This window comes from Enterococcus aquimarinus, from assembly GCF_001885765.1.
Lineage (GTDB): Bacteria > Bacillota > Bacilli > Lactobacillales > Enterococcaceae > Enterococcus_I > Enterococcus_I aquimarinus.
Genome location: NZ_JXKD01000017.1, coordinates 17,827 through 40,065 on the forward strand (window position 1 = coordinate 17,827; position 22,239 = coordinate 40,065).

The following is a 22,239-nucleotide window of genomic DNA, read 5'->3' on the forward strand; positions in this document are numbered from 1 at the left end:
CTTGATACGAAAGAACCACATGAGACGTTTGTGCTCATGTGGTTTTTTTGTTTGTTATGATGAAAGAACGGTTCGTCATGGGTATTTAGGTGTCGGATTGGTTCATCTTTAGTGGAGAACTCTAAAAAATTATGACGAATAAATGTATCCGAGAGTGCGATTAATGCGTGTTAAGATCTAACAATATATAGGAGTAAGCTCTTTTTTATAAAGTGTTTTTTTCGCTGCTAGGGCAATGACTTAGGAGAAATCGATTGTGAAACAATAGGGATTAGCTTCTTAATTTTCAATTGAAAAATTTGGATGTTTAATGAAAAAAGAAAGTGCTGCTAATGCGGCGGCACCCCTAGCTCCGCGATAGAAATTATAAGGGATAATCTCGATTTCCAAATCCGTTTTCGTTGGAATAAAACTTAATTGATCACGAATAAACGTAATGAATGTTTGTTGGAATTGGGGCACGTTTAATAGTTCGCTATTAATATATATTTTTTTTGCATCATGCAAAATTAATGTATTCGCAACCGAAGTTCCTAAAAAAATCAATCCTAAGTCAATTTGGTTGGTTAAAAAAGAATCTCCTAAAATATAGCCATCAATAATCGTTGATAGTTGGATTTCATCTGGATTCGTGACGAGACTTTTTAGTGTCGTATTATTTGAGTGGTCAAATAAAAAGCGTGCATTTTTAAGTAGCCAACTATCAGAAATATACGTTTGTAAACATCCTTTTTTTCCGCATTCACACACGGGTCCTTCAATATTTACGACAGTATGCCCAATTTCACCGATATAATAATTTTTTTTGATTTCTAAACGTTTCGCATCGAAAAAAGAACAAAATAGACCATGTCCAATGTGAAAAAATAAAAAATTATCAGGTGAACTAGAAGCTTCAAATAAATATTCACTTAAAGCCATGCATTCAATATTATTTTCTACTTTAAACGGGATCGAAATATTTTTTTCAATTTCTTTTAAATTAAAGTATTCCCATTTTTTGTTGTTCGTGATAATCGTCTTTTCTTCAGAATCATAATGACCAGGAACGGCAATCCCAATTCCTATAATATTTTTTTCAGATAAAGAATGAATTATTTTTTTGATTTCGTCTGTAATTACTTGATTGATGTCTCTCGTTGAAAATTCCGTGATGAGAATGGAAGATGTGACTAAACTCTCGCCAACTAAATTAGTTAGCATAAAAAATAAACCTTTCATATTGATTTCAATGCCAAGGAAATAGGCGAATTCTTCATTTAATTTGAGTAGTTTTCGATTTCTACCTGATCCTTTTCCGCCTCTTACTTCATCGCCTGTTTCGACTAATAAATTATTTTCAATCATTTCGCTCACAATATGGGTAATTGTTGCCGGTGTTAAGCCGGTGTCATTTGCAATTTCAATCCGGGAGGTTTCTTTATTTCGATAAATAAATTCGAGGACATTCGAATAATTTAATTTATAAGCTTCTGAATTTTTTTTCATCGGATGAATCCTTTCAAAAATAGTAATAATGGTTAATGCTATTGTACCTCACAATGAACAAAAAAACATTTGTTTATTTAAATAAAATAAAACTTTACAATAAAACGCTTTTATAGTATTCTTTGTTTATTAAAAATAAATAAAGGTGGAGAAAAAAATGAAGAGATTTTTAGATTTTCTTGAGAACACGCTGGCACCCTTAGGTGAAAAAATTGGAAAGCAGCGACATTTAAAAGCGTTACGAGAAGGAATTATGATGGCGATGCCGCTTGTTTTAATTGGTTCATTTTTCGTGTTGATTAAAGATTTTCCGATTGTCGCTTGGACGGATTGGTTACGGGAAACGGGAGATTTGTACGGATTGCTTAATACGATGGCGAATAATTCCTTTGGTTTAATGGCGTTAGTGACTTCTTTTGGTATCGCGTATCGATTAGCAGAATCATACGGGACAGATGGCCCTTCAGGTGGGGTTTTAGCAATGGGCGCGTTTTTATTAATGACCCCGTCAATTGTTACAGCTGAAGGAGCAGTTGGGATTCCATATGGTGCACTCGGCGGAAAAGGGATTTTCTCAGCAATCTTAGTTGCAATGGTTGCGGCAGAAATTTATCGTTTTTGTATTCAAAAAAACATTACAATCAAAATGCCTGATAGTGTACCGGATGTGGTAAGTAAATCTTTTTCTGCTTTAATTCCTGGTATTATTATCTTAATTTTATTCGCAGGTATTTTAAAAACACTTCAAATTTTAGGTTTAGGTAGCTTAAATGATTTACTTGCCATTATTATTGGGAAGCCATTAGGTCTAATTGCTGGAACATTGCCTGGAACATTTGTTGCGGTTTTACTCAATTCGTTATTCTGGTTCTGCGGCGTTAATGGTGGTCAAGTTGTTGGTTCCGTGATGAATCCATTATGGATCCAATATGCCGACAATAACCGCATTGCGTTAGCAGCTGGAGAAGCATTACCTCACATTGTCACTGCACCGTTCATGGATTTATTTGTCTATATTGGTGGTGGTGGTGCCACAATTGGGTTAGCGCTTTGCTTAATGTTCTTTAGTAAGAGTAAAGAGTATCGTACACTTGGAAAAGTCTCTGGTATTCCAGCGCTGTTTAATATTAATACGGCGATTTTGTTCACTTTCCCAACCGTGCTGAATCCGATTATGTTAATTCCTTTTGTCATTGCTCCTGTTGTAAATGCCGTGATTACGTATGTTTCAATGGCAATTAATCTTGTACCTTATACAACCGGTGTGACATTGCCTTGGACGACACCACCAATTATCGGAGGATTTTTAGCGACAGGTAGTTGGCAAGGAGCAGTCTTACAAGTCGTGTTAGTAGCTGTTTCATTCCTGATTTATTATCCATTCTTTAAGGCAGCGGACCGCAATAATGTATTAGAAGAAATGACAGAAAGTAAAGGTGAATAAGCATGAGCATCAAATTTTATTTCGAAGGTACTATCCACAATACTTCGTTCTTAATGGAAGAATTGAGCTATTACTTTGGGAAAATGTATCAAATCAAGATAGAAGAAGCGACTCAGATTGAGGAAGCCGCAATTGTATTACAAGTAACACCTAATCAACAAGAGTTAGATCAAATTCATATTGAATTGGTAGATGGCAAAGGAATAATCGAATCAAATACGCCAGTCGGATTATTGATTGCACTTTATCGATTATTTAAAGAAATGGGTGTTAGATACTTACGTCCCGGTAAGGAAAATGAATGGATACCAACACTGTCAAAAGATGCATTCACACAATTTGAGATGCATCTTACGGAAGAAGCAAGCTACAAACATCGAGGTGTTTGTATCGAAGGTGCCGATTCATTTGAGAATACCCAAAACTTTATCGATTGGCTTCCTAAAATCGGGATGAATAGTTTCTTTATTCAATTTGAAAATCCATATTCTTTTTTCAAACGTTGGTATGAACATGAATTTAATCCGTATTTAGAAAAAGAGTCATTCTCAAACGAAATCGCTCAAGAAATGAGTGATTTAATTGATGAAGAAATGTTAAAACGTGGCCTCGTGCATCATCGTGTCGGGCATGGTTGGACGAGTGAAGTGTTAGGTTATTCCTCAAAATATGGCTGGGAATCAAATCTCATTTTACCGGAAGAAAAAAAACCACTTGTTGCGGAATTAAATGGGGAGCGAGAACTTTATGCAACAGCGCCAATTTTAACAAGTTTAGACTTTGCTAATCCTGAAGTTGCAGAAAAAATGATCCGATTAATTGTTGATTACGCGAAAAATCGTCAGGATGTGGACTATTTACATGTCTGGTTGTCTGATGCACGAAATAATATTTGTGAATGTGCAGACTGCCAAAAAGAAATTCCATCCGATCAATATGTAAAAATTCTCAATCAATTAGATGAAGCATTGACGCAAGAAGGCTTAGCGACTAAAATTTGTTTCTTATTGTATCATGAGCTATTGTTTGCGCCTGAAACGCAGAAGCTCATCAATCCTGAGCGTTTTACTCTGATGTTTGCGCCGATCACACGAACATTTGAAATGAGTTATGCAGATGTCGATTATGAAAATAATATTCCAGCAGCTAAAAAGTATGTACGAAATAAAATTGATTTACCAAATTCTTTAGAAGAAAACTTGTCATATTTATTTGAATGGCAAAAAGATTTTAAAGGGGATAGTTTCGTCTATGATTATCCACTTGGACGTGCCCACTATGGTGACTTAGGTTATATGAAAATTAGTAAAGTGATTTATCGCGATATAAAATATCTAGACCAATTACATTTGAATGGGTATATTAGTTGTCAGGAGTTACGTGCTGGCTTCCCGCATAACTTCCCTAACTATGTGATGGGGCAAATGCTTTGGGATAATACACTCGATTATGCTGTATTAGAAGAAGAGTATTTTGCTAGTCTTTATGGAAAAGAATGGCAACAAGTTGTTCAGTATTTGACAGCATTATCGAATTATTCTTCTTGTGATTACTTTAATGCGATTGGCGAGCGCTTAAATCCCGTCTTATCTGCTCGCTACGCAACAGCTGTTCATCTTGCAAATGAGCGCTTAACGCTGATTGCTGAAAATACAGCTCAAGCTGCAGCTTTCCACAAACAGCAGTGGTTACAATTAGGCTACCATCGTGAATTTGTCATGAAATTAGGAAAAGCGTTAGAATTACTTAGTCAAGGACAAGAAGAACGGGCTCAAAACCAGTGGAAAGATTTTTTAGATTATATTCGTCGTCATGAATTGCAGATTCAAGAAAATCTAGACGTTTATCGTATCATTGAAGTCGCAAAAAATTATGCTGGATTCAAACTCTAGAATATTTAGGGTAGTTAGGAGTAAACGGAATGGTAAAAAAGGAAAAAAGAGTGATTATTTGGTGGTTTTTAATCCCAATGTTAGTCATGTATAGCATATTTTTTATCTATCCTTTATTATTGAATATTTTGTATTCATTCTTGAATTGGAATGGTTTTACGAAAAGTGCGAATTGGATAGGGTTCGAAAATTATCGAGAATTATTGTTTGATGGCTTATTTTGGAATGCTGTAAAAAATAGTAGCTTATTTGCTTTGTTGGGAACGATTTCCCAGGTGGTTGTCTCTTTTTTTCTTGCTTATCTCGTTGAGTTCCATTTTCATCGTCGTAAAAAATGGTATCGAACGATTTTTATTTTACCAATCGTAGCGACAACTGCTACGATTGGGATGTTAATGAAGAGTCTTTTTAGTTATGAAGGTTTAGTCAATTATGTTGTTACCATACTAGGCGGAGATCCAGTTCCTTGGCTGAGTGATCCGAGATGGGCATTTTTTACCGTTATTCTCGTCTCAACTTGGAAAGAAACAGGAACGTTATTCATTTATTGGATTGCAGGTTTTCAGATGATTTCTCCAGCAGTTTTGGAAGCAGCGGAGATTGATGGTGCAACGGGTAGAACCTTGCTGACCCGAATTATTCTTCCTATGATTCAACCAGTAGTTGTGGTCGTGTCAACGGTCACGTTCTTAAATGCTTTAAAAGTTTTTGATTTAATCCAAACATTGACAGCAGGAGGTCCATACTTCTCGACAGATATGGTTGGAACATTTATTTATCGAACAGCATTTTCAAGCTCCTTTGGTTCCCCGAGACTAAGTTATGCTAGTTCTGTGGCTGTTTTATGTGTTTTTTTCTTAGTCTTTTGTTCTTTGATCGTAAAGGTTATCAAGAAAATAATTGCTAGAAAGGACGTTTTCGAATGAAACGAATGATTCTGTTTTTTAGTTTGTTAATTTGGTTACTACCGTTTGCGATTATGATTTTGATTGCTTTTAGTAGTCAGAATACGAATTCTTTTTTTGAACTTTTCGATGTGACTCGTTTTACGTTTAATCACTTTAAGACAGCTTGGGTGACAGCTGATTTTGGCAGGTACTTTTTTAACACCGTCATTGTAACCGTTACCTCTGTTATTTTAATTTTAGGCATTACCTCGCTCGCTGGTTATATTATGGGTAGATTTGATTTTAGGGCTAAAAAATATCTCTATTTCCTACTGATTTTGTCCATGGGGATTCCGACAATCTTTTTTTCGATTCCCATTTATCAAATCCTTAAAATGTTACAAGTCGACCAATCGTTAATCGGATTGATTTTAGCTGAAGTTGGCGGCGGGCATTTTATTTTTATTCTTTTATTTGCTCAATTTTTTAAAACACTTCCGAATGAGTTAGAAGAAGCAGCTGTAATCGATGGTGCAAATGATTTTGATATTTTTTTCCGAGTGATGTTTCCCTTATCAAAACCCATGATTGGAACAGTCGTCATTACTCAAACCATTTGGACTTGGAACTCATTTTTGTATCCATTGATTTTATCCCTAAATAATCCAGCCATTCGAACGTTGTCGGTAGGCTTGTATTCATTCCAAGGAGAAAATATCGTGGAATGGGGGAATATTGCAGCGGGTGCTTGTATTACTATTTTTCCAATGGCGCTCCTTTTTTTCCTGTTTCAGCGTTATTTTATTCAAGGAATTTCTGGCGCGATTAAGGAGTGAAGAAATGAAAAAAAAGAGTAACATCCTATTTTGGGGAATCCTATTTCTTAGTTTATTGAGTGGTTGTGGTGTCACGATTCTTTCGCAAGATGAATTTGCTATCAACAATGAGAGTCAAGTCGAAATCATTCAAACAAGTCCTAATGAAAAGGTGACATTGAATATTGTCGATTGGAGCGATAGTACGAAAAAACAGCGTGAAGTATTGAATCAGGAGTTTATGAAAGATTATCCGAATGTAACCATTAATTACACAACCTTAACGCAAGCGCAATTTAATGAGACGGTTGTATCAGGTATTCGTACGGGAAATGCACCTGATTTATTTCCTTTACCAAATACAATGAACTTCTCAACAGCCATCGATGAAGGTTGGTATCTGCCTCTAAATGATTATCTAAATGAAGCGTATTTTCAAAATTTTCAATCTGAATTATTCCAACAAAATGTAACAAACAAAGGAAAAGATATCTATTTACTACCGGAAGCGCAAGAAATACCAACGACTTTATTTTTCTATAATAAAGATCTGCTAAAAGAGTCAGGAATTATCCTCTCTGAAAAAGAAACATTATCTTGGGATCAATTTATCGAAATCTGTCAAAAGATTACAGAAAAAGGACAAGGGAATTATTTTGGTCTTGTTGCAAGTGGGGCACAGAAAAATCGGATTGATCTAGAATTACGGGCTTTCTCAGAGTTAGCTGGAACGAACTTAGGTCAGGGAGATCAAATTTACTTACAGGATTTAAAAACGCAATATGACTCGCCAGGAGTCCTATCTGCTTTTGACTTTTATCGACAGTTATTTAAGCAGGGGAGTTTTCATCCAGATTCAGCTTCTCTAACAGCGCCAGAAGCGCGAAAACTATTTGGTGAAGGAAAAGCTGCGTTCATTATCCAAGGTGCTTGGTCTATTCCCACATGGAATGAACAAAATCCTGACTTAGACTATGGAATTATGAAAATGCCCATGCCAAGTCACAACATGAAAGGTAAGATTAGTCGGCCTTTTACCAAAGGTTGGATGGGGATTTCTTCTTCGAGTAAATATCCTGATATTGCAGCGAAATACTTAGAATATCTTTATTCTTACGATTATCAAAAAGAACTAGTTGATGCGGGCGGTTTTGTTTCGATTAGGAAAGATTTAACAAAAGAGGCGATTGATGAATCCCATATGAAATCTTATTATCAACTAGCGATGGCGCAAAGTAATGAAGTAGAAAATCCTTTAGTAAAAAAACCGAATAATCAGCTCGTTTATCGTATTATCCAACCGATTCAACCCGATTTTGGTGATATCGCGACAAGTGTTTTTTCAGGTGAGCATAATTATCAAAAAAAATTAACGACTTACTCGATTCAACAACAAAAAAATCTGAATCAAGCGATAAATGTCTTAAAAAAACAAAGGGATATTCAACTGAATGATTTTGAGTTTTCTAAATAAGGTTGAAAAATATTTCTCGATAAAAATTATTATGATAGCAAAAAAAGAAGTACAGTAGCGATTGCTCACTTGTACTTCTTTTTTTTTGGCCGATTATTTGAGTAATGAATAGAATTTATCCCGCCAAGTTCTTTTGGGCACGGCAATGATTAAAGGGTTTTGCTGAAACCATTGTAGGTGTTCTTCTTTATCCGCTATATTTACCTGTCTTAAACGTTCACTTTGTACTTGATAATCGCTTAAATTGTCTTCACTACTATACCAAAAGGCATCTGCTTTTTCGAAAGAATCAATCGAGTTTTCTGTTTGCTCTGGCGTATAGCTATGACTACTCGTACGATCCCAAGTAATTTCTTTATTCCCAGTGATTGCGGGACTGCCTGAGAGAACGCGATTGGAGGGATACGCTTTTGTCGCTAATGCGCCAAAACCTACTACAGAACCAGAACCGATGGCTGCTCCTTTTAAAAGTGAGGATCCCTGCGAAAGCCAAACGTGGTCGCCGATAAAAACATCTTGTGGCAAGTTGATTCTTTTGTGACTTGTATGATCATAGATCAAATGAACATCACACGTTCGAATCCAAATACCAAACGAAAACATGACATCATTTCCGATAATTAAATGACGAGATTCTGAAACAATCGCGTTAAGGACGCCATTACAGCTACAGTTTTCTCCCATATAAAAGAGCGATTGTCGATGGATACCTAAATTCAATGATATTTTTTTGTGTTTAGTCGCTTGAATATAGGCATAACCTTTGTCGCCATGAAATATAATTTTTGAATGCTGAAACATGTCAGGTGTTGGAATGAAGAGGTGGTTGTCTTTCCCATGAAAAATAACGTTAAGTTGTTTCTCATTGATTTCACTTACAACTGGAGAGGCGGTAAAATAGATTTTGTTATTATTTCCAAAGTCGATGACTGGATAATTGGTTGGCATAGAGAACTCCTTTTATTTGCTATAAGTTTTAGTATATTTTATGAATGAAGTCATTTCAAGTTTCGATTTTTTAAGGGAAGATTGAGAAATTCCTACTTAAAAAGAGGGAGCATTTAGCCATATTATCATCGATTATCCTAAAAATCGCAATAGCTATTTATCTGGAAATATGCTAAATTAAAGGCGTAATATAAAAAAATAGGAGGTTGGTAAAATGGTTGAAGCAATTAAAAAAGTAACAAGTCATATTATTGTTAATGGATTATTAAATATTGCATTAGGGTTAGCAGTATTGATTGATCCACAAGGAGTATTTCGAGTAAGCGTTGGGATTCTTTCTATTTACTTAGTCATTATTGGATTCATTAACATCTTTGAAGGATTACGTGAGAAAAAACGCAGTGGCGGATTTGGAATGTTTTTAGCATATGGACTGTTTTATATCATAAGTGCTGCCATTATTTACTACTTCGCCGCAGATATTTTACGTGCCTTTCCATTCATTCTCGGTCTAGTCATCCTATTCTCAGGATTCTCACAACTATTCCGTGCCATTAATTTCCGGAATGTGCCAAACATTAACACGATTCCAATGTTTATCTACAGTGCCGTTTTAATCGGATTATCTTTATTCTTTATTTTCAATACTTCAACTAGTTTGGTATTATTCTTCCAAACATACGGTGTGATTTTAATTATTATGGGAGTACTCGATTTATTCTTTGTCTTCTACTTAAATAAAAAAGCAAAACAATAACATGATCAAAGACCTTGAGGAATCAGGGTCTTTTTTTTATGGGAGGATTGATGCAACGAGCGAAGGAATTCGATGTGTTAAAAGCGATTCTTTTGTGTGTTTATTGGTTTTTTCGACTATTTTGACTCCTTTTCACGTTTATTTTTCGATTATTTGTTATAATAGAAAGGTAGATTGAGAAGAGGAGTTATTTTATCATGGATAAATTATATGCAGATGACAGTTTAACTTTACATACCGACTTATATCAAATTAATATGATGTACACTTACTGGGCGTTAGATCGAGCGGATACGCATGCGGTTTTTGAATGTTATTTTCGTGAAATGCCGTTTAAAAATGGCTATGCTATTTTTGCGGGGTTAGAGCGTTTAGTCAAGTATTTAGAAGCGTTAGCGTTTAGCGAAAGCGATTTGGATTATTTGCGCGATTTAGGCGAATATCCGGAAGAGTTTTTAACGTATTTACGTGAGTTTAAATTTGCTTGTACGATTCGTTCGGCTAAAGAAGGGGAGTTGGTCTTTGCCAATGAACCGATTATTCAAGTGGAAGGACCGCTAGCGCAAGCACAGTTAATCGAAACGGCGCTTTTAAATATCGTGAACTTCCAAACGTTGATTGCAACGAAAGCAGCCCGCATTAAATCCGTTATCGGCACAGATCCGCTCTTAGAATTTGGTTCGCGACGGGCGCAAGAGATGGACGCGGCGATTTGGGGAACACGAGCAGCCTTCATTGGGGGTGCTGGGGCGACAAGTAATGTCCGTGCCGGGAAAATTTTTGGGATTCCGGTCAGTGGTACGCATGCGCATTCCCTCGTCCAATCGTATGGGAATGATTATGATGCGTTCAAAGCTTACGCGATGACGCATAAAGATTGTGTCTTCTTAGTCGATACGTATGATACGTTAAAACTCGGTGTGCCCACTGCGATTCGTGTGGCGAAAGAGTTAGGCGATCAAATTAATTTCTTAGGTGTACGGATTGATAGTGGCGATATGGCTTATATTTCTAAAAAAGTTCGTGAACAACTCGATGAAGCGGGATTCACGGAAGCAAAAGTCTATGCGTCAAATGACTTAGATGAAAGTACGATTTTAAGTTTGAAAATGCAAAAAGCCAAAATTGATGTTTGGGGCGTCGGCACAAAACTGATTACGGCCTATGATCAACCCGCGTTAGGGGCTGTTTATAAACTGGTATCGATTGAAGACGAAAATGGGGATATGATTGACACCATCAAGCTTTCGAGTAATGCTGAAAAAGTCTCAACGCCCGGTAAAAAACAAGTGTGGCGCATTACGCGTAAAAAAGATGGCAAATCAGAAGGCGATTATGTCACTCTTTGGAATGAAGATCCGCGCGAAGAAGAAAGTATTTTTATGTTCCATCCGGTGCATACGTATATTAGTAAGACGGTTACAGAGTTTGATGCGCGTCCCGTGTTGCAAGATATTTATCTTGAAGGAAAACAAGTCTACGAATTGCCTTCTTTAGGCGAGATTAAAGCCTATTGTCACGACTGTTTAGATGCGTTATGGGATGAATACAAACGCGATTTAAATCCGCAACCATACCCAGTCGATTTGTCAAAAGAGTGTTGGGATCATAAAATGAAGACTTTTGATGCTGTTCGTCAGCAAGTCAAAGAAATGCAAGAATAGGAGTGAAATCCATGAGTTTGCAACAAGAAATTATTCAAACATTAGCAGTTAAACCGACGATCGATCCAGAAGTTGAGATTCGTCGCAGTATTGAATTCTTGAAAGACTATTTACGGGCACATCCGTTTATCAAAACGTTTGTTCTCGGAATTAGTGGGGGACAAGATTCGACCTTAGTGGGACGACTAGCACAACTCGCGATGGAAGAAATGCGTCATGAAACGAACGATTCGGACTACTATTTTATCGGTGTGCGTTTACCTTATGGGCAACAAAACGATGAAGCTGACGCGCAATTGGCGATGGATTTTGTCAATAGTGATAGTCAAATCATGGTCGATATCAAACCGGCCGTGGATGCTCAAGTCGCTGAATTAAACAAAATCGGCGTCGATATATCCGATTACAACAAGGGCAATATCAAAGCGCGTCAACGAATGGTGACCCAGTACGCGTTAGCTGGCGCCTTCCAAGGAGCTGTTCTTGGAACGGATCATGCGGCGGAAAATCTAACCGGCTTTTTCACAAAATTTGGTGATGGAGCAGCCGATTTAATCCCCATTGCTTCGTTGAATAAACGTCAAGGCCGCGCGTTATTAAAAGCCTTGGGCGCACCTGAAGCCTTGTATTTAAAAACACCCGTAGCGGACCTTGAAGAAAATCGTCCAATGCTACCAGACGAAACCGCACTTGGTGTCACGTATGAAGAAATTGATGATTATCTTGAAGGAAAAACCGTTTCGCACCAAGCGCAAACGACCATTGAAAATTGGTGGAAAAAAGGCCAACATAAACGCCACTTACCCATTTCGATGAAAGACGATTTTTGGAAGTAGGGAATGAAACATCTAAAACAGAGGGAACGATTCTGTTTTAGATGTTTTTGGCTCTTCATCAAATAATGTTGATGACATCTCGCGCTACCCTACGAAAAATCTCCTTGTGTGAGAGGCTGCGAGACCGCTTCGAGCCTAGGTTTCTGAAGCCGTTCGAGCAAAGCGAGTTACGGATACAGTATCAGGCCTCCGCGTGACTCTCAGCTCGAAAGCTTCAAACTCTAGGTAAGTGCTAAAGCACAAACCTAGAGTAATTCACATCTCGTCTTTTGACGCAGCTGACGCAAGGCGTTTTTCTTTGGTCCGCTAGTATTGAATATCTCTTTGATGTATATTTCGTCAAACAATGAAAGAAATGATAAAAGAAAATGTTTAAGCGATGAGTCTATCATCACAAAAAATAATCTATCCGAAAAAAATGTTAAGGAATAATACGAATTTCAGTCATCAACACTAAAAGTTATACAGTCATGTTTTTTTATCGAAAGATTGGAGGAGACTATGCAAGAATATTTCTTTGAAAATCCTTTTTTTGCCGATTTTTATTTATTAACGATAGGGCATCAAAAATGCCCGCCTTCGCATCGCTTTGGCCCGAGTGTTCGGGGGAATTATATTTTACATTTTATTGTTAAAGGCCATGGTTCTTTTTATGTGGATGGTATCAAACATGATTTACAGCAAGGGGATTTCTTTTTGTTACGTCCTTCTGTTGAAACTTATTATGAAGCGAGTGCGACCGATCCTTGGGAATATTATTGGTTGGGATTCGATGGTGAAAAAACAAACGATATTTTGAACTACCTAAAAATTACACCCGAAAATCATGTTGGAAAAGCCGAGAATGCTACCTTAATTACGCAACGATTTGAGTCGATTTTACGGCCGGCTATCTTAGCAGACTCGAATCAGTTGTTGATTCAACAATATCTATATGAAATTTTAGGAGCTTTTCATACGCAAACAACTTCTCGTGAGTTGTTGGAAGAAGAAAAACGGCGCTATAGCTATTCTTTTATTCAGTATGTACACCATTATTATCAAAATCCTGCGTTAACCATTGCGGATATTGCGAAAAATTTTGGGTTGAATCATTCTTATTTCAGTCAAGTCATCAAAAGTGAAATGGGCATGACACCGAATGACTATTTAAGTTTTTTTCGAATGAAAGAAAGCTTTCGTTTACTCGTACGAACAGATAAAAGTGTAAAAGAAATTGCGGTACTTGTGGGGTATGAAAATCCGTTAACCTTTTCACGAGCATTTAAAAATATTCATGGCGTCAGTCCGTTAGCTTATCGTGTCAAAAACCAAACGGCAGTAAAGACTAAAGACCTAAAAAATAGCGATATCAAACAATAAAAGAGTTATCGTTTGTTGCGAATCTTTCCTATATGATGACAGTAGTTCAATTAAAACATTTAGGAGGAACACAGATGGTAAAAATTACGTTTATTGGAGCAGGTAGTACAGTCTTTGCAAAAAATGTTTTGGGTGATGTGCTGTTAACGCCGAGTTTGCACGAGGCACAGATTGCGCTTTATGATATTAATAAAGAACGGCTGAAAGAATCAGAAATGATGTTACGCACCATTAATCAAAACTGTAATCAAAATCGCGCGACGATTCGCTCTTATACTGATCGAAAGGAAGCCTTACGCGACGCAACTTTTGTAGTGAATGCGATTCAAGTTGGGGGATACGCTCCTTCGACCGTTATTGACTTTGAAATCCCTAAAAAGTATGGGTTGCAACAAACAATTGGCGATACAATGGGGATTGGTGGAATCTTCCGTGCATTACGAACGATTCCCGTGATGCTTGAATTTGCTCGTGAAATGGAAGAGGTTTGTCCGGATGCGTGGTTACTAAATTATACGAATCCCATGGCGATGCTGACGATGGCTGTACTGAAAGCGACAAAGATTAAGACAGTGGGACTTTGTCATAGTGTTCAAGTTTGTGTGCCGGATTTATTTAAAGGGTTAGGGATTCAGGATGACTATGATTTGAATGATTTTCAGTGGAAAATCGCGGGAATTAATCATATGGCTTGGTTACTTGAAATCAATTATCAAGGCCAGGATTTTTACCCAGTGATTCGCCAGAAAGCGTTAGAAATGACATTGCCGCATGCCGATGCCGTGCGTTATGAATTGATGCGCAACTTTGGCTATTATGTCACAGAATCGAGTGAACATAATGCGGAATACCATCCATATTTTATTAAATCAAAATATCCTGAATTAATTGAGCGCTTTGCTATTCCGATTGATGAATACTTAAGAAGATGCGTGGCTCAAATTGCTGGCTGGGAAGAGCAACGGGATGCCATTGTCCATAACGGCGAATTGACGCACGTTCGTAGTCTAGAATATGCTTCTTATATTATGGATGCGATTGTGACGGGCAAGCCGACAATGATTGCTGGGAATGTCATGAACAATGGCCTCATTACCAATCTCCCAACAGATAGTTGTGTTGAAGTGCCTTGTCTTGTTGATAAAAATGGTATCCAACCAACTTTTGTAGGCGACTTGCCAACGCAACTCGCTGCGCTGAACCGGACTAATATCAACGTTCAACAATTGACCGTCGAAGCTGCCTTAACGCTCGAACGGGATAAAATCTATCAAGCGGCTTTACTCGATCCTCATACGAATTCAGAATTATCAATTGACGATATTCGTCACTTAGTGGATGATTTGATTGAAGCGCACGGCGATTACTTGCCGGAATATCATTAAGTCAATAAAACAGGACCGCCAATATTTCGTGGCGATCCTGTTTTTTAATGTGCTCGTATGGCACTCTTACTTGATTACTTCGCCGCCATGGCCGTAATCTTCTTTTTTCATATCACTAATAATGATGGTAACTGCTTCTTTTTTCGCTCCGGTAGTGCGAACGACCGCATCCGTTACTTCTTTGATTAAGTTTTCTTTTTGTTCAGGGGTACGGCCTTCAAGCATTTGAATGTTGACAACTGGCATGCAATTTTCGCCTCTTTCTATGATGGTTGTTTCTATTTTATCATAGAGAAACGTATTCGCCTATGGGAGATAAGTTAATAACATACCATTTATGTCTACTAAAAGAAATAAAAAATACTTCTCAAAAAACGCTGAATTTGAGTATTAGGAATTAATTTGCGCAACTTCATTGATTAGTAACTGTTCAATTTCGGCAAAATTTTTGTATTGTAAACGTGTTGTGGGACCAGAAATACCGATTGTCGCAATTGGTTGACCTTGTTGTAAGACAGCAACGGATAAGCAGGTTAAGCCGTATTCGTATTCTTCTCGATCATAAGCGATTCCTTTTGAAAGGATCGTTTCTTTTTCTGGAATAAAGACTTCATATTCCGTAATTGTATGAATCGTTCGAGCGAGAAGAGGGTGGTTAAAATAGTTTTTGAGTTGCTCATCATTCATATAACTAAGGAAAATTTTTCCTGAACTCGAACAGTATAGTTCGGATTCAGGTGCAAGATTAGATTGTAAGGCATAGTATTCTCCGACTTCTGAGTGAATGTTGTACATTTTTCCTAAACGATTCACCGTTAGATTGACCGTTTCACCAGTTTGTTCGGATATTTTCTGAATTGTCGGTAAGCACTTATGAATTAAATTTTGATCCTCATTCACGCCAACTTGATACGTTAAAAATTTATAGCCTAAGTAATACGTTTCCTCATTAGTTTGAATCAATAGACCCGCAACTTCTAATGTTTTTAAGAGTCGAAAGGTACTTGTTTTTGGTAACTGTAATTCTTTTGCGATATCGGAAATACCTAATCCTTCTCTTTGACTAATTAAGTCAATGATACGAGTGGCATTTAACACTGATTTGTTTATTTCTTCACTAATCATCGATTATCCCCTCACTGTTTTTATGTTAAATGCTATTATACCTCTTTTTTAAACAAAGAGAAACAGCGATAAAATGCTGATTTATCCAGCTTTCTTAGTTTAAAATCCCTCTAATTTTTTTATTTTAATCATTTTTATCTAAAAAAATTTGAAATTAATGTGATTTTATTCACATTAGCTATTGTAAAACTATTCTTTTCGTCATATAATAATTCCGGAACGGCATTCCGTTTTTGGTAAAATTAGAAAGGAAGCGAAAAAATGACTACAAGTAACAAAAAATTAATGAACACACTGAAATTTATTTTAGGTACTACTTTTGGAATTTTATTTGTTTTAATCCCATTTAATTTCAGTGGCACAGTTGACACCATTTTATTTTATTATTTAAAGGTGTTCATCCATTCTTTTGATTGGCTATTACAACCAATCTTAGTTCTGTTAATTATTCTAAGTGCACTTTTATCTTTAATCGATCAATTAAAACCTGGTACGTTTATTGGGAAACAACGATTAATGGCGAAATTATTTTCAACTACGCCTTTTTATGTCGTGAATCGTATCTTAGGAGCGATTATCGCAGTGATGGTCTATTTTAAGATGGGACCAGAATTTTTAATCTCTGCGGATACGGGGGGAGCGATGTTATCACTTGCTACCCAATTATCCATTATTGTCCCAATGATGCTTTTATTCCAAACCTTTATTTTAGAATTTGGGGCAATGGAATTTTTAGGAGAGTTCATTGGTGTGATCGTTCGACCGTTATTCAAGACATCTGAAATCTGTGCGACAAGTATTTTAAGTGCTTGGGTAGGCCCGGGTAATGCAGCAATTATGGGTACAAAAGAACTGTTTGAACAAGGCTATTTCACAATGAAAGAAATGGCGATCATCGGGACACAATTTGCCACAGGAAGTATTGGCTGGATTGTCGTTGTTTCGTCGGTCTTAGGAGTTGTCGATCAATTAGGCTGGATTATTTTAGGTCTGGCGATTGTTTCGGTGATTGTGGCTTTCATTGGTGTCCGGATTCCACCGATTTCTAAGTATCCTGATACTTATGTGGAAGGCAAAAAAGTGACACAAGAAGTTGTTAAAGAAGGAAGTGCTTGGAATCGAGCTGTAACCAATGCTTCAAATCGGGCAGGGGAATTAACATTCAAAAACTTCCTCAATAAGATTGATAATATGTCCTTTTATGTTCTTTGGTTAACACCAATTATTGTAAGCTGGGGAACGATTGCTTTAATTGTAGCGTTATTTACGCCAATTTTAGGCTGGATTTCACTACCAGTTCAATGGATTTTACAGTTATTCAATGTTCCAGAAGCATCGCAAGCGGCAAGTGCTATTTTATCTGGATTTGCTGATAACTATTTACCTGTAATTTTAGCTTCAAATATTGCATCAGTTGAAACAAGAATGATTGTCGCAATTATGAGTATTATGCCTATTATTTACTTATCAGAGACAGCGACTTTATTAACATCAACAAAAGCCGTTCCGAAATTCCTGGATGTCCTCATTATTTTCATTCAACGAACAATCATTTCATTGCCATTTGTGATTATTTTCGTGAAATTAGTTCTTTGAAAAAGATAAAAAATGGATAATCTTAAATGAAACATGGAGGAAGATAAGAATGTTAAAAGTGGTACGTTTATTTGAAGATGATACGTTTCAACATGAAGAAAAAATGATTAAGGAATTAGATTTAGCAATTGATTTACAAGTGAGACCGAGTGTGACTGAAGCAGAAGTTATTGAGAATGCGAAGGATGCGGATGTCATTATCACTGTTTATGAACCATTAACGGAAAATGTACTAAAACAATTACCGAATTTAAAAATAGTTCTTTTTCGTTCGATTGGCTTTAATACGATTGATTTAGAATATGCGAACCAAATCAATCTACCAGTTTCTCATATTAGCCGTTATTGTACCGATGAAGTCGCTAATTATGTGATTGCCGCAATTTTAATGCATAATCGTCGTTTGCATGACTTTAACCAAGCAGTGAAACAAGATCATGTGTGGGATTACGAAATGTTTCCTGATATGAGACGTTTATCCTCGTTAACCGTTAGCTTGATTGGATTTGGCAATATCCCACGATTAATTGTGGAACGTTTGAAGTCATTTGGGCCAAAAGTGATTGCCTATGATCCATTCGTGACACAAGAAGCGATGGCTGCCTATGGCGTTGAGAAGGTCAGTCTAGAAGAAGCCTTCCAAAAAGGCGATTATATTTCTTCTCACTTACCATTGAACGCGAAGACTGAAAAGTTATTAGATGAAAAATTATTTAACTTAACAACGAAAGCACCGATCTTTATTAATTCTTCTCGTGGTGGTGTTGTGAGCGAAGATGCCCTATACCATGCTTTAACGAACGGTCAATTAAGCTACGCGATTTTGGATGTGTTAACTTCGGAAGATCCGGATTTAAAAAACGAGAAATTACTCACACTAAGTAACACGATTTTAACACCTCACATTGCCTTTTATTCGCAAGAAGCCTTTATCCAAGGCGCGGAAGACAACTTCAAAAATTTAGCTAACTTCTTAAACGGAAAATATAAAGAAGCAGAAATTGTGAATGCATCGGCGATTGAAAAAAAGATATAATAATAACTAACAGTTAAAAAGAAACAAACCTCTTCCTGGACGACTCGCTTTTCTGTCGTTAAGGAAGAGGTTTCTTCATTTCAGTTCATTACAGATGGACCTCATTTTTTAGCTCGGTTTGAATAAACAACGCGACTTCACCTAGCAACTTCGAAATCACTTCTTCGCGTGTTAAAAAGTAAAAATTACGTAGATTATCGACGTCTAGTGTTTCGTAAGGGACGTGCTTGGCTAGCGCTAGTTTGGAAATAATCGCTCGTCCAACACCTTGGTTGAGTAAGTTTTTAATCATTTCAAAACTGTTGGTTCGAATAAAAATGGGCAGTAAATTATTGTCACGTAAATACTGATCGTTGATTTCTCTGAGTGGATTCAGGGAATCGTTCAGTAGCCAATAAGGTGACAACGGGTCTCCGGCAAGCACCAGTTCATCGCGTGCGACGATATAGCGTTTTAATTGTTCGCTGCGCTCTGCCCATTCAATCAGTCCAAAATCAAATTTAGCTTGCTCCACCCCATGGACAATGTCTTGGTAGCCCATAATCGGGAATTCAAAATCAATCATGGGGAATTTCTCGATTAACTTTGGAACGAAAGTGGGTAGTAGGTACATGCCACAACTTTGAGTACAAGCGAGCACACACGATTCTCGGATGATCTCTTCGGAATGAATGTGCACGGTTAAGTCTGTCCATTCTTCCATAATTTTAATGATGCGTGGATATAAAAAATCTGCTTCCTTAGTGGGAATAATTTCTTGTTTTCCATTGCGAATGAAGAGGGAAACTTGTAGTTGTTCTTCTAATTTTTTGATTTGGGAAGAAACAGTCGGCTGTGATAAATACAATTTGTCTGCCGTACGAGTGAAATTATGTGTTTCGTAAACAGAAACAAAGGTTTTAAATATCTGGAACATGGACGCACCTCTTAGTTTATTTTATGAGTTTCTTGCCAAAGGTCAGCAATCATCAGATAGATTGTTTCAATTTCTTTCGCATTGCCGCGCAATTCAAAATCAGCAAGAAATGGGAGATTAAACCTTTTGGCGTACTGTTTAGCGGTTAAACAATACTGGTGGGCGAAGTTTTTATTCCCGCTTCCAATAATTCCCAAGCACAAGGTTCGATCGGTTTGATCATCGAGGTAGTCCCCCAAACTTTCCGTTAGAATTTCTTGATCGCCACTGTCAATGCCATTGCCACCTTCTAGATACGTCGGAACAACTACGACATAGGGTTCGGTTTCTTGAACAACACTGGAATTGTCATGGATTTCTTTTCCCTGTATAATAGGAAAAGAAGGATTCTCTTGGTGTTTACTTTCTGACAATTGTTGGATCCGTTTAGCGAAGGACCGGACATTACCGGAAATCGAGATATATAGTAAATTGATCGTCATTTTTCGACCTCCTTTTACGCTAGTATAACAAATATCAGGAAGAGATGGGAGTCCATTTTAAGATGAAAGGAACGATGAGATGATTCGTCCAGCAAAAACAAAAGATGCGAAGGAAATTGCCTCGCTTGTACTTGTGGTATTAAAAGATATGGAGCTGCCTTTTGTCAAAGAAGTCGGTGAAGAAAAGACGATAGAGATATTAACGAGAGCGGTTGAATATCCAACGTATCGTTATGGCTACTTGCGAGGAATTGTGAAAGAAATCGACGGTGAAGTTGCCGGGGTTGCTTTTGGGTATAAAGATAGCGAAGAACCGTTGATTGATCAACCGCTAGAAGAAGTACTGGCCTCTTTTGGTCTACCTAATCAATCGTTGTTTCTTGAGTTAGAGACGTATCCAGATGAATGGTATCTGGATACGATCGTCGTAAAAGAGACGTTTCGTGGCCGAGGAGTCGGGGCAGAATTGATTGAAGCCGCGAGTCAACGAGCCAAAGCTGAAGGGGCACCGGCAATTGGGTTATGTGTCGATTTAGCCAATCCTCGTGCGCGCAGTTTGTATGAACGCTCTGGTTTTGAAGTGGTTGGTACGCAAGTATTAAGTGGCCATGATTATTACCATATGCAACGTAAGCTGTAATCGCACGCCTGATTTAGCACTAAAAAAGCAGCAAGTACGCGTTTAAAAAACGGTACGTGCTGCTTTTTTTAATTGAAGGTTAAGACTTCTTTGTAATAAGGTAAAGGGGTTCTTTCACGGTTATACAGCCAATAATCTAAGACGCTCGCAATACAAATGCACTTGGGCGCATCCGCATCATCGTGAACTTGTAAAAGATAATACATCCCATGATGTAGTAGCGTTTTATCCATCGTCATGATTTCTTTATTGAAATGATGAATCTTATATTGATGTTGTTGGATATTGCCATAAACGGTCCAATGGAGTTGTTGCACATAATAAAAATCACTGGGCCAGTTTAAAAAGCGCTGCATCGTTCCGACTTTTTCGCCTGCTTCGTAGATTTCAAAACGGCGAACAAAAGGAAAACTGACTTGTTTGACGGAAGCAGCGACACGCCCATTCATGTGGTAAAGAATCAGTGAGTCACCTTTACTTCCCCAATTCCCTAGAAGCGTGTACAAAGGATGACCATCGGCGTCTTTAACCACGGTTTGTGTTGAATGACCAAACGGCTTTTCTTGGATCAAAAAATCTGACATCCTTCTTCGTCCTTTCCCTGCAAACTTCGGTTCTTACAATTGTTCCTCAATCGCGCGAATGATGGCTTTTCCAACGCCCGCATTCACGTTCTCATCTGTTAAATATTTCGCTTCTTCTTTGAGTTCATTTAACGCATTACCCATTGCAAAACTGACACCCGCAACTTGAATCATGCTTAGATCGTTTAAGTTGTCACCAATCGTCATGACGTGTTCTAAATCAACGCCGCGTTCTTTCGCTACATGGCTGACCGCAATTCCTTTTTGGGCGTATTTGTGGTTGATTTCAATGTTGTTATTCCCAGAGGACGTCACAACACAATCTTCAAATTCGGCAATTTTTTTGCCAGCTGCACCAAGGTGTTTGTTGCCGCGTTTGTCAAAACAAATCACTTTAAGCACTTCGATGTCTTCTTGTGCTGCGAGTTCACGTAAACTCGGAACGACTTTTACTGGGAAAAATTCTAAGCGTGCGACTGTCATCGCAATCGCCATACGGTGCGTTAAATGGGGCAAGGCGTCGGTGACATGTGCCGCGAATTGTTCGATTCTGGCTTCTTTACTAATCGTAAAATTGCCTTCTTGTGTCGCAATTTCGTAGTAAATCCCATGTTGATCTAAAATATCAAACATTTGTAATAATTCATTTTTGTCGATTGGGGTTGTAAATAATGAATTTCCTTCTTTATCAAAGACGTGTGCGCCGTTTAACGTAATCATCGCACATTCGATACCCGCTTCTTTTAAAGGCGGTAAGGCTTCAAAGACATTGCGACCAGTGGCGATTACAAATTCAACTCCTTGCTCTTGGGCGTAACGAATCGCGTCAATATTTTCTTGTGAAATTCGCATTTCAGCATCGAGTAATGTTCCATCCATATCTGAGGCAATTAATTTAATCATGTAGG

The 22,239-nt window shown here is 37.5% G+C and carries 21 protein-coding genes; 13 read left to right on the forward strand and 8 right to left on the reverse strand.

Annotation, left to right across the window (positions count from 1 at the left end; translation table 11 throughout):
• Positions 1-279 precede the first annotated feature (279 nt).
• Positions 280-1,488 carry an ROK family transcriptional regulator gene (locus tag RU93_RS10200; protein WP_071875524.1) on the reverse strand — a complete coding sequence of 403 codons (1,209 nt, stop codon included), beginning with the start codon at positions 1,486-1,488 and terminating at the stop codon, positions 280-282.
• 157 nt (positions 1,489-1,645) lie between these two features.
• Between RU93_RS10200 and RU93_RS10205 the strand changes: the two genes are divergently transcribed.
• The 5 genes from RU93_RS10205 to RU93_RS10225 are packed head-to-tail and all read left to right on the forward strand — an operon-like array spanning position 1,646 to position 8,000.
• Complete coding sequence (locus RU93_RS10205) at positions 1,646-2,932, forward strand: PTS sugar transporter subunit IIC (RefSeq protein ID WP_071875525.1); 1,287 nt, start codon at positions 1,646-1,648, stop codon at positions 2,930-2,932.
• A gap of 2 nt (positions 2,933-2,934) precedes the next feature.
• Positions 2,935-4,824: a DUF4838 domain-containing protein gene (locus RU93_RS10210; protein WP_071875526.1), complete on the forward strand. Its 1,890-nt coding sequence runs from the start codon at positions 2,935-2,937 to the stop codon at positions 4,822-4,824.
• Positions 4,825-4,853: 29 nt separating this feature from the next.
• Positions 4,854-5,750 (forward strand): carbohydrate ABC transporter permease, encoded by an 897-nt coding sequence (locus RU93_RS10215; RefSeq protein ID WP_071875527.1) that lies wholly within the window; start codon positions 4,854-4,856, stop codon positions 5,748-5,750.
• Positions 5,747-6,547, forward strand: coding sequence for a carbohydrate ABC transporter permease (locus tag RU93_RS10220; protein WP_071875528.1), 801 nt, complete (start codon positions 5,747-5,749; stop codon positions 6,545-6,547). The genes RU93_RS10215 and RU93_RS10220 overlap by 4 nt, the downstream gene beginning before the upstream one ends.
• Positions 6,548-6,551: 4 nt before the next feature.
• Positions 6,552-8,000 carry an ABC transporter substrate-binding protein gene (locus RU93_RS10225; protein ID WP_071875529.1) on the forward strand — a complete coding sequence of 483 codons (1,449 nt, stop codon included), beginning with the start codon at positions 6,552-6,554 and terminating at the stop codon, positions 7,998-8,000.
• Between the two features lie 93 nt (positions 8,001-8,093).
• On the opposite strand, the gene RU93_RS10230 is transcribed toward RU93_RS10225, so the two are convergent.
• Entirely contained in the window at positions 8,094-8,948 is an 855-nt protein-coding gene (locus tag RU93_RS10230) for an acyltransferase (protein WP_071875530.1), read from the reverse strand.
• A gap of 214 nt (positions 8,949-9,162) precedes the next feature.
• Between RU93_RS10230 and RU93_RS10235 the strand changes: the two genes are divergently transcribed.
• The 5 genes from RU93_RS10235 (at position 9,163) to melA (ending at position 14,952) form a co-directional block, all read left to right on the forward strand.
• Positions 9,163-9,705, forward strand: coding sequence for an HdeD family acid-resistance protein (locus tag RU93_RS10235; RefSeq protein ID WP_071875531.1), 543 nt, complete (start codon positions 9,163-9,165; stop codon positions 9,703-9,705).
• Positions 9,706-9,902: 197 nt separating this feature from the next.
• Positions 9,903-11,369, forward strand: coding sequence for a nicotinate phosphoribosyltransferase (locus tag RU93_RS10240; protein WP_071875532.1), 1,467 nt, complete (start codon positions 9,903-9,905; stop codon positions 11,367-11,369).
• An 11-nt stretch (positions 11,370-11,380) separates the two neighbouring features.
• A complete protein-coding gene (gene nadE / locus RU93_RS10245; RefSeq protein ID WP_071875533.1) occupies positions 11,381-12,205 on the forward strand; it encodes an ammonia-dependent NAD(+) synthetase in 825 nt (274 codons plus the stop codon).
• A 501-nt stretch (positions 12,206-12,706) separates the two neighbouring features.
• Complete coding sequence (locus RU93_RS10250) at positions 12,707-13,567, forward strand: AraC family transcriptional regulator (protein WP_071875534.1); 861 nt, start codon at positions 12,707-12,709, stop codon at positions 13,565-13,567.
• 74 nt (positions 13,568-13,641) lie between these two features.
• Positions 13,642-14,952: an alpha-glucosidase/alpha-galactosidase gene (melA, locus tag RU93_RS10255; protein ID WP_071875535.1), complete on the forward strand. Its 1,311-nt coding sequence runs from the start codon at positions 13,642-13,644 to the stop codon at positions 14,950-14,952.
• 66 nt (positions 14,953-15,018) lie between these two features.
• Here melA and RU93_RS10260 read toward each other — a convergent pair whose 3' ends face one another.
• Together RU93_RS10260 and RU93_RS10265 are read right to left on the reverse strand one after the other, a co-directional pair.
• Positions 15,019-15,234, reverse strand: coding sequence for a 2-hydroxymuconate tautomerase (locus tag RU93_RS10260; protein ID WP_379952632.1), 216 nt, complete (start codon positions 15,232-15,234; stop codon positions 15,019-15,021).
• A 108-nt stretch (positions 15,235-15,342) separates the two neighbouring features.
• A complete protein-coding gene (locus RU93_RS10265) occupies positions 15,343-16,077 on the reverse strand; it encodes an IclR family transcriptional regulator (RefSeq protein WP_071875537.1) in 735 nt (244 codons plus the stop codon).
• A 261-nt stretch (positions 16,078-16,338) separates the two neighbouring features.
• On the opposite strand from RU93_RS10265, the gene RU93_RS12320 reads away from it, so the two are divergent.
• Positions 16,339-17,673: a YjiH family protein gene (locus RU93_RS12320; protein ID WP_071875538.1), complete on the forward strand. Its 1,335-nt coding sequence runs from the start codon at positions 16,339-16,341 to the stop codon at positions 17,671-17,673.
• A gap of 49 nt (positions 17,674-17,722) precedes the next feature.
• A complete protein-coding gene (locus RU93_RS10275) occupies positions 17,723-18,709 on the forward strand; it encodes a C-terminal binding protein (RefSeq protein ID WP_071875539.1) in 987 nt (328 codons plus the stop codon).
• 88 nt (positions 18,710-18,797) lie between these two features.
• Here the strand turns inward: RU93_RS10275 and RU93_RS10280 are convergent, their stop codons facing one another.
• Positions 18,798-19,625: a LysR family transcriptional regulator gene (locus tag RU93_RS10280; protein ID WP_071875540.1), complete on the reverse strand. Its 828-nt coding sequence runs from the start codon at positions 19,623-19,625 to the stop codon at positions 18,798-18,800.
• Between the two features lie 11 nt (positions 19,626-19,636).
• Positions 19,637-20,101, reverse strand: coding sequence for a class Ib ribonucleoside-diphosphate reductase assembly flavoprotein NrdI (gene nrdI / locus RU93_RS10285; protein ID WP_071875555.1), 465 nt, complete (start codon positions 20,099-20,101; stop codon positions 19,637-19,639).
• Between the two features lie 85 nt (positions 20,102-20,186).
• Here nrdI and RU93_RS10290 point away from each other — a divergent pair, with 85 nt between their 5' ends.
• Positions 20,187-20,747, forward strand: coding sequence for a GNAT family N-acetyltransferase (locus RU93_RS10290; RefSeq protein ID WP_071875541.1), 561 nt, complete (start codon positions 20,187-20,189; stop codon positions 20,745-20,747).
• A gap of 68 nt (positions 20,748-20,815) precedes the next feature.
• On the opposite strand, the gene RU93_RS10295 is transcribed toward RU93_RS10290, so the two are convergent.
• Together RU93_RS10295 and RU93_RS10300 are read right to left on the reverse strand one after the other, a co-directional pair.
• On the reverse strand, positions 20,816-21,331 hold the full coding sequence (locus RU93_RS10295; protein WP_071875542.1) for an LURP-one-related/scramblase family protein: 516 nt from the start codon (positions 21,329-21,331) through the stop codon (positions 20,816-20,818).
• A gap of 33 nt (positions 21,332-21,364) precedes the next feature.
• A complete protein-coding gene (locus tag RU93_RS10300) occupies positions 21,365-22,234 on the reverse strand; it encodes a Cof-type HAD-IIB family hydrolase (protein WP_071875543.1) in 870 nt (289 codons plus the stop codon).
• Positions 22,235-22,239: the final 5 nt, after the last annotated feature.